10 protein-coding genes are annotated in these 14,787 nt (G+C 67.8%); 3 read left to right on the plus strand and 7 right to left on the minus strand.

Annotated elements, in window-relative coordinates; translation table 11 throughout:
* Positions 1 to 83: 83 nt before the first annotated feature.
* From ABH935_RS13210 to ABH935_RS13220, 3 genes are all read right to left on the minus strand, one after another.
* Entirely contained in the window at positions 84 to 1,490 is a 1,407-nt protein-coding gene (locus ABH935_RS13210; protein WP_370378149.1) for a ricin-type beta-trefoil lectin domain protein, read from the minus strand.
* Positions 1,491 to 1,674: 184 nt separating this feature from the next.
* The gene (locus ABH935_RS13215; protein WP_370378150.1) at positions 1,675 to 2,610 is read right to left on the minus strand and encodes an alpha/beta hydrolase fold domain-containing protein; all 936 of its coding nucleotides are present in this window, start codon (positions 2,608 to 2,610) and stop codon (positions 1,675 to 1,677) included.
* A 36-nt stretch (positions 2,611 to 2,646) separates the two neighbouring features.
* The gene (locus ABH935_RS13220; protein WP_370378151.1) at positions 2,647 to 4,422 is read right to left on the minus strand and encodes a cellulase family glycosylhydrolase; all 1,776 of its coding nucleotides are present in this window, start codon (positions 4,420 to 4,422) and stop codon (positions 2,647 to 2,649) included.
* Positions 4,423 to 4,646: 224 nt separating this feature from the next.
* Between ABH935_RS13220 and ABH935_RS13225 the strand changes: the two genes are divergently transcribed.
* Positions 4,647 to 6,899 (plus strand): autotransporter-associated beta strand repeat-containing protein, encoded by a 2,253-nt coding sequence (locus tag ABH935_RS13225; protein WP_370378152.1) that lies wholly within the window; start codon positions 4,647 to 4,649, stop codon positions 6,897 to 6,899.
* Between the two features lie 137 nt (positions 6,900 to 7,036).
* On the opposite strand, the gene ABH935_RS13230 is transcribed toward ABH935_RS13225, so the two are convergent.
* On the minus strand, positions 7,037 to 8,503 hold the full coding sequence (locus ABH935_RS13230; RefSeq protein ID WP_370378153.1) for an arabinofuranosidase catalytic domain-containing protein: 1,467 nt from the start codon (positions 8,501 to 8,503) through the stop codon (positions 7,037 to 7,039).
* Between the two features lie 302 nt (positions 8,504 to 8,805).
* On the opposite strand from ABH935_RS13230, the gene ABH935_RS13235 reads away from it, so the two are divergent.
* On the plus strand, positions 8,806 to 9,615 hold the full coding sequence (locus ABH935_RS13235) for an alpha/beta fold hydrolase (RefSeq protein ID WP_370378154.1): 810 nt from the start codon (positions 8,806 to 8,808) through the stop codon (positions 9,613 to 9,615).
* Between the two features lie 308 nt (positions 9,616 to 9,923).
* Here the strand turns inward: ABH935_RS13235 and ABH935_RS13240 are convergent, their stop codons facing one another.
* On the minus strand, positions 9,924 to 10,064 hold the full coding sequence (locus ABH935_RS13240; protein WP_370378155.1) for a hypothetical protein: 141 nt from the start codon (positions 10,062 to 10,064) through the stop codon (positions 9,924 to 9,926).
* A 127-nt stretch (positions 10,065 to 10,191) separates the two neighbouring features.
* Between ABH935_RS13240 and ABH935_RS13245 the strand changes: the two genes are divergently transcribed.
* Entirely contained in the window at positions 10,192 to 11,256 is a 1,065-nt protein-coding gene (locus tag ABH935_RS13245) for a hypothetical protein (RefSeq protein WP_370378156.1), read from the plus strand.
* Positions 11,257 to 11,379: 123 nt separating this feature from the next.
* On the opposite strand, the gene ABH935_RS13250 is transcribed toward ABH935_RS13245, so the two are convergent.
* Positions 11,380 to 13,413 (minus strand): TIM-barrel domain-containing protein, encoded by a 2,034-nt coding sequence (locus tag ABH935_RS13250; RefSeq protein ID WP_370378157.1) that lies wholly within the window; start codon positions 13,411 to 13,413, stop codon positions 11,380 to 11,382.
* Positions 13,414 to 13,507: 94 nt separating this feature from the next.
* Positions 13,508 to 14,695 (minus strand): Gfo/Idh/MocA family protein, encoded by a 1,188-nt coding sequence (locus tag ABH935_RS13255; protein WP_370378158.1) that lies wholly within the window; start codon positions 14,693 to 14,695, stop codon positions 13,508 to 13,510.
* Between the last annotated feature and the right edge of the window lie 92 nt (positions 14,696 to 14,787).

The following is a 14,787-nucleotide window of genomic DNA, read 5'->3' on the forward strand; positions in this document are numbered from 1 at the left end:
CGGCGACTTGGTGTCGCCGCGGCAACGGTTCTCGTCTCGGGGCTACGGCTTGCGCAGCCGTCGTCGCCAGGCGGACGGTGTGTTCAGCTCAGCGTCCACTGCTGATTGCTTTGACCGTTACACGTCCACAGTTCGACCAAGGCGCCGTTGGCGGTGGAGGCGCCGGTGACGTCCAGGCAGAGTCCTGACTGGGCTCCGGTGACGGTGCCGTTGGTGTTGAAAGCCCACTGTTGGTTGGACTGGCCGTTGCAAGACCACAGGATCGCCTTGGTGCCGTTGGTCGTGCCCTGGGCGTTGGCGTCCAGGCACAGCGTGGTGCCGCCGACCGTGACGGAGAGCTGTCCGGACGAGGTCCGCGTCCAGGTCTGGTTCGCCTGCCCGTTGCAGTCGTAGATCTGCTGCTGGGTCCCCTGGGTGGTGGCCGAGTTCGGGTCGTCCAGGCACCTGCCCGCGCCCACCGCGTGCAGAGCCCCGGTACCGCCTCCGGGGGGCGTGGTGCTCGGGGTGGTGCTGGGCGTGCTGCTCGGCGAGGTCGGCGGCGGTCCGGACTGGAACTGCGTGAAGAAGTTCCAGACCACGCCCGAGGTCCAGGTGTGCCAGCCGTCGCCGGTACTACCGTCGATCGGACCGGGATCGTGACCGGCTCCATCGAAGGCGGCCCAGACGACCGGATACCCGGGCTTGCATCCGGAGTAGGCGGTGACGATGTGCGTCAGGCTGCCGTACGCCGGCTCCGGCGGATTCTGCGGCGTGCACTGGTTGTTGCGGACGAACGTGTCCCGCAGCGCCCGACCGTTCGCGATCGGCAGCACGTTGTCCCGGATGCCGTGCAGGCCGATGTACGCCACCGGCTGCGTGCCGCCGGCGCAGCCACTCAGGTTCGCACCGGAGTAGACGGCGACCGCGCGGAAGACCGTCGGCCGGGCGCAAGCCAAGGCGTAGGTCATCGAGCCGCCGTAGCTGAAGCCTGAGGAGAAGATCTGCCCGGTGTCGACGCAAAGCCCTGACTCGAACTGGTTGAGCATGTCGTCAACGAACGTCACATCCTGGCCGCCCGGGTTGGCCCAGCCGTTGTTGTTGCCCTGCGGCGCGACGAAGATGGTGCCGTTCCCGGCGGCGTCAGCCAGCTTCCGCAGGCCGTAGTAGGACCAGTTGTAGCCGTCGGTCCCGCCGGAGTCGACGTCGTTCATCGTCCCGCCGACCCAGTGGAACCCGAAGACCAACCGATAGGGATGGCTGCTGTCGTAGCCGGTGGGCAACCGCAGAATGTAACTGCGGGTCTGGCCGCTGCTCTGGATCGTGTGCGTACCGCTGGCCAGGGTCGGGGTTTTGCCGCAGCCGGCGGACGCCGCCGCAGGCGCGGCGAGTGCCGCCCCCGGCGACGACGCCGCAGCCGCGCTGAAGCTTCCGTAGGTCACCAGGGCACTGAGCAAGGCGACCACAAGCACGGTGAGTGCGGCCGGCCCGAAGGCGGCTCTGCGCTCTCTCATCTCTCACACTCCATCGAACCGATTCGAGGCATGCGTTCGGGGAGGATGGTATGAGCCTGATCTAGAGGGAACAATCAATGTTTCGTACTCTCGACGCGCCCGTCGCTCCTGCCACTGTCTTCAGCAGTGACCTCGCGTATTGATCGTCGAAAGTTTCAGACCAATGACGAATCCCTACCGGGCATCAGCCGGCGAGCACCGCGGCGAGAAAATCGAGGGTCCGGTCGACTTCCGCGAGGCTGGGGTCGCGATTGAGGTGTCCGTGGACCATGCCCGCGGCGAGATACTTCTGTACGGGCACGCCGGATTCTTCAAGCTGCACCGCGAGGAGCTCGCCGGAGGGCCGAAGGTCGTCATACTCGGCCACCACGATCGCGGTCGGCGCGAGCCGGGTGAGGAGCGCCGCCCCCGGCAACGCGTCGGAGGGAAGCCCGGCAAGACGGCCGACGTAGCCGCGCACCATGCCCTCGATGTTCGCGGGAGGAGATCGCAGTATCGGCGACAGCCCGGACATCTCGGCGGCGGTTTCACCGGAGAGCGCCGGGACCGGGAAGTGCACGAAGGGATAGGCCAGAAGCAGCCGGTCCGGACGACGTCGACCCTGGTCGCGTAAGCGGATCGCGGCGGTCAGGGCCAAAGCCGCGCCGGCGCTGGCCCCACCGAGCGCGACCGTCTCCGACGGAAGCATCGCCCTGCCCTCGCCCTCGGTGAGCCACAGCCACGCGGCCCGCACGTCGTCGACCGGGACCGGGTACCGAACGGTTTCCGTGGCGAGCCGATAGCCGACGGAGACCACGAGCGCGTCAGCGCGGGCAGCGAGTTCGGCGGACACCCGGTGCGCCTCCGGCATGTCGAGGTCGCCACCGGTGAATCCACCGCCGTGCAACCACATCAGGGCACGTCGGGCAGCGCTGCCGGAGCCGTATATGCGGATACTGATATCCCCGTGGGGTCCGGGGATCAGCCGGTTCTCGATCGAGACGTCCGGCACAGCCGATTCGGCGGGATCGGCGAGGAACTCGGTGAGCCGGGCCATGTGGTCCGGATCCCGGTACGCGGTCTCCCACGTGACGCCGTCCAGGAGACGCGTCTTCGCGGCGAGGAACGGGTCAAGCGGCAACGGAGTCTCCCCGTCCCTCGACGCATGGTTCGGTTCTCAAGCGTGGGAGCCGGTGACCGTGGTGCCCGTTTTGGTGACGGTGTACGTCGTGGTGGCGCCGCTCCAGTAGTAGAAGGTGAGCGTCACGGGAACGCCGTCTTTGATCGCCTGCAGGAACGCAGGCGTCATGGTGATGGTGTTGCCCGAGGCGCTCGGAACGAATGAGACCCCGAACTCCTGGTACGTCGTCCAGGACGCCGGTCCGGCGCCGCTGCCGTCGGCGTACTTGGCTTCCATCTCCGCCGGCACATCACCGTTGAACTGGGTGGGGATGGCCAGGCCGGCGGTGGTGTCCCCGGTCGCGTCCGCCTGGGTCACCGGGCCGTTCGTGAGCACGTTGACGGTCCACGGCACGCCCCTGGAAAACCGGACCGTCAGCGTCGAGTCGACGCCGTACGCCTGGTTGCCGGCCAGCCGGGCGACGGTCGCGGCGGTCAGCGTCAACTGGTCCCCGTCGATGGCGTAGTCCCTGCCCTTGACCAGGCTCCAGTCACCGGCGCTCAGCCCCTTGAAGGTGGTGCCGTCGAGGTTCAGGCCGATCGTCCGCGCGGTGATCGGGCCGGATTTGGGCACGAACAGCTGGTCGGTGGATGCCGTTCCGGAGCGCGTCTTCCAACTCGACTGGATCAGCGTCCACAGGGCCGGGTCGCGGGGCTGGAACGTGCTGCGGTTGAGGAAGTTGCCGGGATCCCACAGCGCGGTGGTGACGTGGTTGATCCGCGCCTCGTAGGCGAACATCTCGAAGAACTTGTCGCCTTCGCCCGGCTCGATGGCGTTGTAGTCATGGGTGTAGTCCGGGTACTTGAACGTGCCGTACTCGCCCATGTAGACCGGGACGCCCTTGGCGACAAAGGCGTTGTAGGCCCGGGAGAACAGGTCCAGCATGTCCTGCTGCACCTGCGCGTTGAAGGTGTCGTATCCAGCGATGTTCACGGTGAACGGCCAGAAGCCGTAGTTGTGGATCGTTGCGACGAGATACGGGTCGTGAAGCGAGGCGATCTCGGCGGCCAGGCCGTCCAGGCCGCTCTGATCGTTGTTGATCGGAAAGAGGATGAGGCCACGGGTGTCGTTGCGGCCGCCGGAGTGACGCACGATGGTGAAGAAGGCCGTCTGCAGCTCGTCCAGGCACTGCTCGCTCACGGCGTCCGAGACGGACGCGCCGGAGGCGTCCTTGAACTGCGGCTCGTTGACGCTCTCGAACAGCAGCTTGTGCGGCTCGTCCTTGAACTCGGCCGCGATCTGGGTCCAGGTCGCCTTGAAGCACGCCAGCACGTTGTCGTGATCAGTGGGCATGTACTCGATCCACTGCCACGAGTCGTGATGGACGTTGAGATCGACGTAGAGGCCGTCCTGGATCGCCCAGTCGACCACCTGCTTGACCCGGGCCATCCAGGCCGGGTCGATGGCGTAGGGCGCTGTGGCGGACTGGTGGCCGCTCCAGGTCACCGGAATACGGACACTGCGAAAGCCTTGGGCCTTCAGCGTGTCGAACAGCTGCTTGGTGACCAGCGGGTTGCCCCAGGAGGTCTCGGTCGGGATGGCGTCCAGCGTGTTGCCCAGGTTCCAGCTGGGCTGCATCGCCGCGACCGTGTCCATCGCCGGATTGTCGGGGGCGGGCAGGGTGGTGCTGTCGCTCTGGGTCGTGCTGTCGGGCGCGGCCGACGCGCTTGCGGGGAGCGTGCCGATGCCGAGGACCGTACCGGTGAGAAGGGTGACACTGGCGATGACGGTGGCGAGCCGCCGTCGGGTTCGTCGTCGTTGAGCGTGTCCCATGGTTCCTCCGTCAAGTAAGTCAGCGTCCGGCGCAGCTACGGGCAGTGGAGCGCCGAGAAAGTTTTCGTGATTGATGCGAGAAACTTTCCCGAGCGGGAAGCTAGCGCTGAGTCGGACCTCAGTCAACAGCGAGGGCGCGTTGCTTCCCGCAGGTTGGTTCCGGTAACACGCACGTGCTATCTGTGGTCGCACATTGGAGCGGACGGAGCGAACGGAGCGGCGTGATGGTGTTGCGTGTCAGGGTTTCGGCCCGCGTGGGGGCGGCCCTGGCCCTGGCCGCAGCGGTGGCGACACTGTCACCGGCTGGACCCGCGCGGGCGTCCGGGCCCACCGACGTCACCGGCCAGGTGCTCGCCGGGCAGGACATCGCCCTGCACGGTGACTCCGTCATCAACCTGCCTTCCGGGACGACGACCTACAACGGAGTCCTCTCCGGCCAGGGCACGCTGACCGTCGCAGGCACCGGCACACTGGTGCTGACCCGCAACAGCACCCTGACGCTGCCCGCGAGCCTTCAGCACCAGAGCGTGACCACCAGCGGCGGCAACTGGCCCTACCCGATCGTCGCCGATCCAGATCCGCCGACGGTCGTCGTCGAGCGCGGCGCGACGCTCCAATACGGCGCCGGCGGGTCAACCGGCGTCATCGGGCGCTATCCCTACTCCCTACCGAAGATCAACCTCGCCTTGAACCAGGACAACATCAAGGTCGACGGCACCCTGGTACTCGATCTGAGCGGCCCGGACGTCAATCTCGGCACGATCTCCGGCTCCGGCGTGGTCTCGCAGCCGCGCAGCGCCCCGGCCAGACTCGACCTCGCCGGCGACCAGCCGTTTGGCGGGGTGATCGGCGTCGGCACCGCGATCGGCTTCGGCGACGCCTCGTACCGGATGGCGCTGCCGAACGCCCGCGCCATCCTCAACGACGGCTCAGCGATCTTCTACGCCCGGGACTACACCCTCACCGTCCCGCAGGACTTCTTCGAGCAGAACTACGGCACCGACATCAACTACCACACCTGGCAGGCCGGGAAGATCGTGATGACGGGCGTCGACAGTTACTCGGACACCGGAGGGGACTCCAGCCCGGCACTCAGCGACCCGGCCCTGAACACCGGCCAGATCGCGCACACCGTCAACTTCCGGGGCATCAACATCGAGGGCGCCACCGTCCAGTGGGGCGACGGGACCACGAACCGCTTCTTCCTCCCCGCGACACCGTCCGACTCCTATATCAACATCCACAAAAACGGCAGCCTGACCTTCGACTACGACGGACCGGTGACCCTGGACACGCCGATATCAGGCGGCGTGTACCACGCCTCGCTGAGCACGCCAGCCTACGCGGCCGTGTCGCTGAGCCCGACTCCGGGCAACGCCGTCACCTTCGCCACACCGCAGAACTACCACGGCACCACCACCATCGGCACCGGCGCGACCCTCCTACTGGGAACGGGGAAGGCCGGCGGAGACAGTGCCCTGCTGACCGCAACCGCTGCGGACGCCGTCGACGACAACGGCGCACTGGTCGCACGCAACACCACGACGCCGCTCTCACTGTCCGGCATCACCGGGTCCGGCTCGCTCACCCAGTCCGGTACGGCCAGGACCACACTGACCGGCACAACGGCCTACACCGGCGCGACCACGATCACCGCCGGCACGCTCGCGCTCGGCCCCGGCTCCGGCGGCATCGGCTCCAGCAGCCGCCTGACACTGGACGGCGGCACGTTCGACGTCTCCGCCGCCGCGGACCAGACGGTCAAGAACCTGGCAGGCGGCTCCGGCACCGTCGTCCTCGGCACGCACACCCTGACGGTCACGGACGCCGCCTCGACAACCTACGGCGGGACGATCACCGGCTCCGGCGGTCTGGTCAAGACCGGAGCCGGAACGCTCAGCCTCGCCGCGACCGCCACGACCGGCGGGGCTTGGCGGGTCGACCAGGGCGTTCTCGCCCTCGGCGGCCCGACGACGACCACCGGGGGGCTGACCGTGGCCGCCGGCGCCACCTTGGCGGTGACGCCGCACGCCGACGGCGCGGCGCTGAACGTCAACGGCCCGCTTGACCTGTCCGGCGCGCTGGCCGTCAAACCGGCGGGAGCGGTGAGCGCGGGCGAGCAGTTCACCCTGATCCACTCGACCGGCCAGGGAGCATCCGGCACGTTCGCAGGCCTCGCCGAGGGTGCCACCTTGGCCGCCGACGGGGTGACGTTCCAGATCACCTACCGCGGCGGCTCCGGCCACGACATCGTGCTCACTGCCAAGAGCAGCGCACCGGCGAGCACGGCGGCGCGAGACGGCGACGGAACGACCGCGCAGGCACCCGCCGGCACCGGGGGTGGTTCCGGTGGTTCCGGCCTCCCGCTGGTCGCACTGGTCGCGCTGGTCGGTGCGCCTGCCGCACTCCTGGTGGCGGGTATCGCGGTTCTCCGCCTCCGTCGACGCCCCGCTGCACGGAGCGTTCATCGCCGCTAGCGGCCCCGGGCAGCACCGGCATGCCAGCCTCCCGTGGCCGGAAGACTGCGGGGTCGGCCACGGGAAGGCTGAAGGACTCGCCGAACGCGCGGGCGAAATGGGTGTTCGCGTCGGCGGCGGCTTCGGCTACGCCGCCGCTATCCCAGGTTCCACTGTTGGTTGCTGCCGCCGTTGCAGTTCCACAGTTCGACCAGGGCACCGCTCGCGGTGGATCCCCCGGTCACGTCGAGACAGAGCCCTGATTGCACTCCGGTGATCGTGCCGTTGGAGTTGAACTGCCACTGCTGGTTGCTGGTGCCGCTGCACGGCCAGATGATCACCTTCGTGCCGGCGCTGGTTCCCTGACCGTAGGCGTCCAAGCAGTCCGTCGTGCCGTTGTTGGTGACGGTCAGCTGGTTCGAGGAGGTGTGCGTCCAGGTCTGGTTCGTCTGGCCGTTGCAGCCCCAAATCTGCTGCTGCGTCCCCGCGACCGTGGTGCCGTTCGGGTCGTCCAGGCACTTGCTCGCGCCGTCGGCGTGCAAGGCGCCGGTGCTGCTGCCTCCGCCGCCGGCGGAATATCCGGCGGCGTTGATGTTGGCCTGCACCGCGGCTTCCGTGGCGTCGGACGGATAGCCGGACGTCATCACGCCCTCATAGAAGGTCCCTGCCGCACCGTCGCTGTTGTCGCCGCCGATGCCGAGCAGGATCGCGCCTTCCTTGTGCATCGGGTTGTACCCGGCAGGACGCGGCCCGCTGTAGAACGTGGACAGGTTTCCGGACTGCGCGTTACCGCCGCGGATCGCCCACTGGTTCGCCGCGCCCTTGACCATCGCCGTGGTGAACCGGTAGTTGATCGTCGTGTCACCCGGGTTGGGGCTGTTCACGTTGGAGCCGGAGAACAGGCCGTTCTCCAGGTCGGCCATGATCCACGGGCCGTTGCCGGCGCCGGTGTCCCAGTAGGAGGCGTTGCCGAAGTAGATCGCCTCCATGGTGCCGTTGCCGTCGTCGTTGTTGGTGGTCTCGGCGTTGCCGTAGTCGAAACAGCACCCGTTGTTGTAGTGCGTGCCGTCCACCACGTCGTACTCGCCCTCGGGGTTGTCCCCGGTGGCGACGCCGTTGGTGGTGTCGTCGCGGTAGCCGATCCCGGTGGAGGTGAAGGCGCCGTACGCCTTGTGGCCGCCGACGGTGATCGGTGCGGCGGTGGCGTTGGCGGGGCTGTCAGGGGTGTGCACGTACCCGCCGGCCGGTGCCGGAGTCAGGTTGTTGCCGCGCCCGGACTGGTCGTAGATCACAGTGATCACACAGCTGGCGCCCGCGCAGAACGAGTCCTGCGTGGAAGCGTTGGCAACCCCGCCGGCGGACAGCAGGCCGACGTCGGCCGTCGCGTTGTCCGAGGAGCGCCGCACCTGGTACAGCGGGCCGTTGTACGCCGCGTACAGCGCACGTGTCGTCGAATGCGCGGCCACACAGGGCGTGCCGCCGGCCGCGTAGATGTCACACGGACCCTGCGACGCCGCGTGAGCCGGGCCGGTGGCGGCCGCGGTCCCGATGAACGCGCCGAGTGCGACTGCTATCGCGGCACCGAGGCCGCCGAGTCGGCGGTGTTTCCATGCGCTTGCTTTCATACCGTCTCCTGGGTCTGCCATGAGCCTGACGGGAAAGGAGTTAGCGCTAACATCCCGGAGGGAGACGGTGGCTCAATCTCTGTCCTCTGTCAAGCAGACATGGGATGTCATCGAGGTTTCCGGATCGCACGGTTCACCCATCGGGGAGCGATTTCCCCTGTCACAGCAGTGTTTCCCAACAGCGACGCGCCCTCCGACCGGCTGAACATCCCATGTCTTCGTGACAGGTTCGGCACGATCCGGCATCACGCCGGCGGGCGAGCGACTTGACGTCGTCGCCGTCGGCCTCTCAGGATGCCGCCATGAGCGATGAGATCGAAAAGTTCGTCGATGTCCCGGGCGGTTTTCTGTACTGCCGGACTCGCGGTCAGGGCCAGGACGTAGTCCTGATCAACGCCGGCGCCGCCGATCTTCGGATGTGGGAGACGACTGTCTCGTGGCTGTCGGACATCGCACGGGTCACGACCTTCGACTACCGTGACACCGGGCTCTCTTCCCCCGGCACGCAGTCGTACAGCGAGATCGAGGACGTCGCCGCGGTGATGGACGCGGCCGGTGTGTCATCCGCGGTACTGCTCGGGGTCTCCGACGGAGCGCGGCGCGCGCTCGGGTTCGCCCACCGGCACCCGGAAAGGGCCCGTCGGGTTGTCGCGGTGGCCGGCACGTTCGGCGCGTTCCCGGATCCGAGCCCGGCGGAAGCCGTGGCGCGGAAGGAGATGCTGGAGCATTTCGCCCGCCGCGAGCGCGTGCTGGCCGGTGCCGGAATCCGTGCCGCCGCCGAGGTGGACATCGATGCGTGGGCCCCCGCGCTCGACGCGCGTGAGCGCCACAAGATGATCGGCTTGCAGGTCGCGAACTCGTACTTCTTCACGCTTGAGGACTACCTCGGCTTCGAACTCGACCCGCCAGTCAAAACCCGCTTCAGCGAGATCGGCACTCCGATCAGCGTTCTGGTGGGCGGGCACGACTTCGAGAGCACTCGGCTGTGGGCCCAGCGAATAGTGGAACAGGCCCCTGATGCGAGCCTCACGCTCCTTCCCGAGGCCGACCACTTCCCGATGTTTTCGGCGCCGGCGCAGTTCGAGCAGTTCCTGCGCCAGGCTCTCCGATAGCGCCGGCGGCAACCTTTTCGGCCTCCCGAGCCACTCAACGGCGTCCGGCCAGACGGCCGGTTCAGACGCACTGGCCGGAAGAGAGCAAGACATGCCCCTCGCCCACCCACCTCACCTGTGGCGCACCGCGCTGATGGCGACCGCGCCCGCGGTCGCAGCCGGTCGTTGTCCCGCCCAGCCGTCACAGGGGGACGAGAAGTGAGCAGGCGTCGTAACCGTCCGTTGTTCACGCATCGCGGTGTCTGGTCGGCGGTCGCCGTGGTCGCGGTGGTCGGAGTCGTCACCGCGGTAGTCGGCACCACCACGCCTCACCGGCAGGCGGTGGCGGTGTCGTCCAGCTCCACGGCCGGGACGACCGGGACGAGCGACAGCGGCACGTCCATGCCGAGAACGTCGAGCAGTTCTGCCGGGACTCCGGCTGCGCAGAGCGGCAGCAGTCCAAATCTCACCAGCCACGCACCGGGCAGCACGACCCCCGCGAAGGGCGGCGATGTTCCGCCCCGTCAGACGCCCAGCGGCAGCACGGGCTCGTCGGCTCCGCATCCTGCGCCCGGTGGCGGCCTTACGGGACGCTTCATGGGCAGTAGCACGGTACTCATCGGCGGTTCGATGTCTGGTGCCTCGGCGAACGCCGCGCCTTTCGACGTGCAGTATGCCTATATACACAGCCAGCCGGCGCCGTCGTCGGACGCCTATACGGCGAAGCTGTGCCAGGCTTCGTGGTCGAGTTGGTGGGGTTGCTGGACCGGTGACACCACGGCGCCTGGTTTCCAGTTGACGTTGACGGAGTCCCATGCAGCTCAGGCGACGTACAAGGGCAGCCCCCGTCCGCAGAAGATGCTCTGGGACTGGTACTCGTTGCGCGACCTCGGGGATCTGGCGGGCCAGGGCGACGGCCCGGGTGAGGTCGTGGCGATCAACAGGGTCGACCTGCTCACCCGGTATCTGAACGACTACCGGTTCTTCCTTCAGAAGATCGGCACCAGGAACGACATGATCGACCTCGAACCTGACTTCTGGGGCTACGTCCGCTCAATCGGCAATCCGCACCAGGTGCCCGCGCAGGTCTCGGCCGCGAACCCGACCGATTGCGGATCGCAGGAGAACAGCGCCGCGGGACTTGCCCACTGCCTGGTCGCCATGGCCCGCGAATACGCGCCGAACGCCGCCGTGGCTCTCCACCTCACCTGCTGGGACTGGCAGACGGAAACTGCCGGATGCATCAGGGACTACCAGGCCCTCGGCGCGCAGAACGCCGACTTCCTGGTCACCGACGTCTCGGACCGGGACGCGGGCTGGTACGCCGAGCCGGCGCACGGGGCCCGCGACACCTTCTGGACCGACCAGAAGGCCGCCGCCGCCCTTGGCTTCTACAAGACGATGGCCGAAGCGCTGGGCAAGCCCGTGGTGCTGTGGCAGATCCCCGTGGGCAACATGGCGCAGAACAACACCCTCAATCATTACCAGGACGACAAGGTGGACTGGTTCTTCGCGCACATGAGCCAGGTGGCGAACGCGCACGTCGCCGGTCTGCTGTTCGGCGCGGGGCAACAGGAACAGACCACGGTCGAGACCGACGGTGGAAACCTGATCAGCAAGACGATCGCCTACCGCAACTCAGGTGGCGTAGCGCTCAAGTAGTGGGCTCGACGGCGAATCGGTTGTCGCGGGCCCACCCAACCACAGACCGCTCAGCTTCCATACGGGGTGGCTCCGTATCCGGAGACTGAGCGCGTCTGGCCCTCCCGCGCCGACTGTCGCCGGTCAGTAGACCCGAACGTCGGCCAGTGCGGCACCGGCACGTACGAAGACCGGAATCCGTTCCAGCGGCGCGGGAACCTCCACCGTCCGGCCGCCCTCGTGAGGCTGGCCGCCGGCGGCGTCGATCCAGTGCGCGCCACGCGGCAGATATACCGGCCGGCTGCGGGCGCCGGGCTCGGTGACCGGAGCGACCAGCAGATCGGGGCCGAGCAGGAACTGGTCGTCCACGTTCCAGGCGGCCTCGTCGTCGGGGAACTCGAAGAACAGCGGCCTCATCGGCGGGGCACCCGTGTGGTGGGCCGCCTCCGCGAGCCGGTGTATGTACGGTCGCAGGCGTTCACGCAGCAGCAGGTGTTCACGCAGAATCGCGTACGCCTCCTCGCCGTAGGACCAGACTTCGTTCGGCCCTCCGGTCATCCGCGTACTGAACGACTGGTTGGGTTCCCGGTCGCCGTGCAGGCGCATGATCGGCTGGAACGTTCCATACTGGAACCACCGCACCAGCACCTCCCGGTACGCCGGATCCCGCGGGTCGCCTCCCATGAAGCCGCCGATGTCGGTGTTCCACCACGGGATGCCGCTCATGGCCACGTTCAGCCCCGCGCGGATCTGCGTCGCCAGCGACGCGAACGTCGGATCGATGTCACCGGACCACAGAGCGGCGCCGTAGCGCTGGCTGCCGGCCCAGGCCGAGCGGATCAGGGCGAACGGCCGGTCATTGCCCGCCGCGCGCATCCCGTCCGCTGCGGCCCGGGCCATCGACAGACCGTAGGTGTTCCCCACCTGTATGCCCGGCCCCGCCTGGTAGACGGCCCGGCGGGCCAGGTCTGGCGGCAGGTCCGGCTCGCAGGCGTCGAGCCAGTAGGCTGCGACGCCGATCTCGTGGTACGAGGTGCGCAGACGTTCCCACAGCAGGCGGCGGGCCGCAGGATTGGTGGGGTCCAAGTACGCCATCGGCACATATGGATCGCCGTCGCCACGGGACGGCCAGTGATTTCGCAGCAGACCGCCGCAGCGGTCCCGGACCAGGCCGTCGATCGCGCGCAGCGGCTCGAATCCGGCACTGTCCGCCTCGACGGTCGGCCACACCGAGACGGCGAGCTTCACGCCGAGCCCGTTCAGTTCCTCGACCATCGCGGCCGGATCGGGCCACTCGGCGCGCTCGAAGTCCCAGTCGCCCATCTTCGGCCAGTGGAAGAAGTCGCACAGGATCCCCGACAACGGCAGCTCGCGGCGCCGGTACTCGTGCGCTACCTCCAGCAGTTCCTCCTGGGTGCGGTAGCGCAGTTTGGACTGCCAGAATCCGCTTGCCCACTCCGGGAGCAACGGCGGATGCCCGGTGGCGTCGGCGTACGCTGCCATGACCTCCGCGGGGGTGTCGCCGGCAGTGATCCAGTAATCGATCTGCCGGGACTGCTCGGCTGTCCAGCGGGTGGCGTCGGCGCCGAGTTCCACCCGGCCCATCGCGGGGTTGTTCCACAGCAGTCCGTAGCCGCGCGAGGAGTACATGAACGGGATCGTCGCGACCGTGTTGCCCTGTACCAGGGCTATGACACAGCCCTTCTGGTCCAGCTCGCCGTGCAGGTGCTGGCCCAGGCCGAAGATCCGCTCGCCGTCGTAAGCCTCGAAGGTCTGCTCGACCTGGTACGTGCCGTCCCCGCGTGGTGAGTGGACCCGCGGACCGGGACTGGCGGTGTACGGACGTTTGTCGGCAAGCAGCTCGCGCGCCGGGGTGTCCGAGTCCGAGTCCAAGTCTGAGTCCGAGGCTCCAGAATCAGCGCTCCGCAGGAAGCGCAGCCTGCCCGCCGCGTCGGCCTCGACGGTGATACGTCCGTTGACGAGCCGGGCCGTGCCGTCATCATGCACGGTGACACGCACCGACTCCGACACGACGGGTGAGTCCAAGGCCCAGTCGAGATCCGGGACGAGGGCGTCGGCCGCCGCACGCACCCGAACCGCGTGTTCGCCCCAGGGCTCGACGCGAAGGATCTCATTCTGAGTACGGCGTTCAAGCGCAGAGCCTGTCTGCAGGAACATCAGCTGCAACCTTCCGAAGGCACGAATGCACGTTGGTCACCGAAGGGAATCCTGTTCTGTAGCCGCCGTCCGCAGCTCACCGCGGAAAGGGCTGCTAGGCGGGCCCGCCACCGTGGTCCGGAATCGGCAGCCGCACCCCGCCTTGCAGGGCGGACTGATGCGCGATGATGCCCGGAAGGGTGTAGCGGGCCGCGGTCCAGGCGTTGACCGGAGGCAACGCCCCGGTCGTCACGGCGGTGACGAAATCGTCGGCGAGGAAGTGGTGGCTTCCCTCATGGCCGTTGGCGGCGTGCTCGAATTCGCGCGGCAGGCGGGAACGGTCGTGGATCGGCGCCGTGCCGGATGCGAACGCACCTCGCAGCTCTGGCGCCAGATGAGCCAGCGACGGATCATCCGGGCTGAGGGTCGGCGCCGGTTCCAGCTGCTCGGTGATGTCCCGCCGGCCCGACTTGTCCTGCCACAAGCTGACCGAGTCGAGCTGCTCGAAGACCGCCTCGGTGCCGAAGAACCGGAAGCGGGACTCCTTTCCGATGTAACCCACCCTGCGGAACTCGTTCGTGCGGAAACTGCCGCCGCCGGCGACCTCGAACAAGCCGGTCGCATTGGAGAAGTCGTTGTCGAACTGGCTGATCTCCCGATCGAACACCCCGTCTCCACGCTGGTCGACCACGCCGATCGCCGAGACGCTGACGGCGTGTGTCTGCCAGGCGCCGAGCACGCCTCCGATGGAGTGGGTCGGATAGAGCAGCGGCGGATAGCTCGCCGTGGACTTCCAGTTCTCACCGCCGCTGTACCGGTAGGCGTCGTAGAACCCCCAGTCCATGTCGTGGACATAGTCGCCCTCGGCGTAGAACAGCCGGCCGAACGCCCCCGCCTCCACCTGTGCGCGGGCATACACGGTTGCGGGGTGGTAGTGGCTCGTCTCGCCCATCATGTAGACCAGACCGGTGTCTTCGACAGCTGCGATGATGGCTGCGATCTCCTGCTCGGTGATCGCCATCGGCACCGAAGAGTAGACGTGCTTGCCGGCCCGCAACGCCTGCTCGACGAGCGGGCCGTGCGTCCAGCGCTGGGTGAAGACGGCTACCGCGTCGACGTCCGAGTCGAGCATCTCCTCGAATGACGCGACCGTGCCGGCAAGGTCGTGGTCGGCCACGAGTTTGGCGGCACGGTCCGCCAGAAGGTCGGTGACGAAGATGTCGCCGACGCCCGGGTGCAGACGCCAGAGGTGGGCGAAGGAACCGGCGAACTGGCCGGCTCCGACGATGCCGAGTGAAAACAAGACGATGCTCCGTTACGTTCGAGAATGCGATGCGGACGTCCGAATGGCTCGATCAACTACCGGTCCGTCTGCGACGGTAGGGTTTGCGGATG

It is taken from the genome of Catenulispora sp. GAS73 (genome assembly GCF_041262085.1).
Lineage (GTDB): Bacteria > Actinomycetota > Actinomycetes > Streptomycetales > Catenulisporaceae > Catenulispora.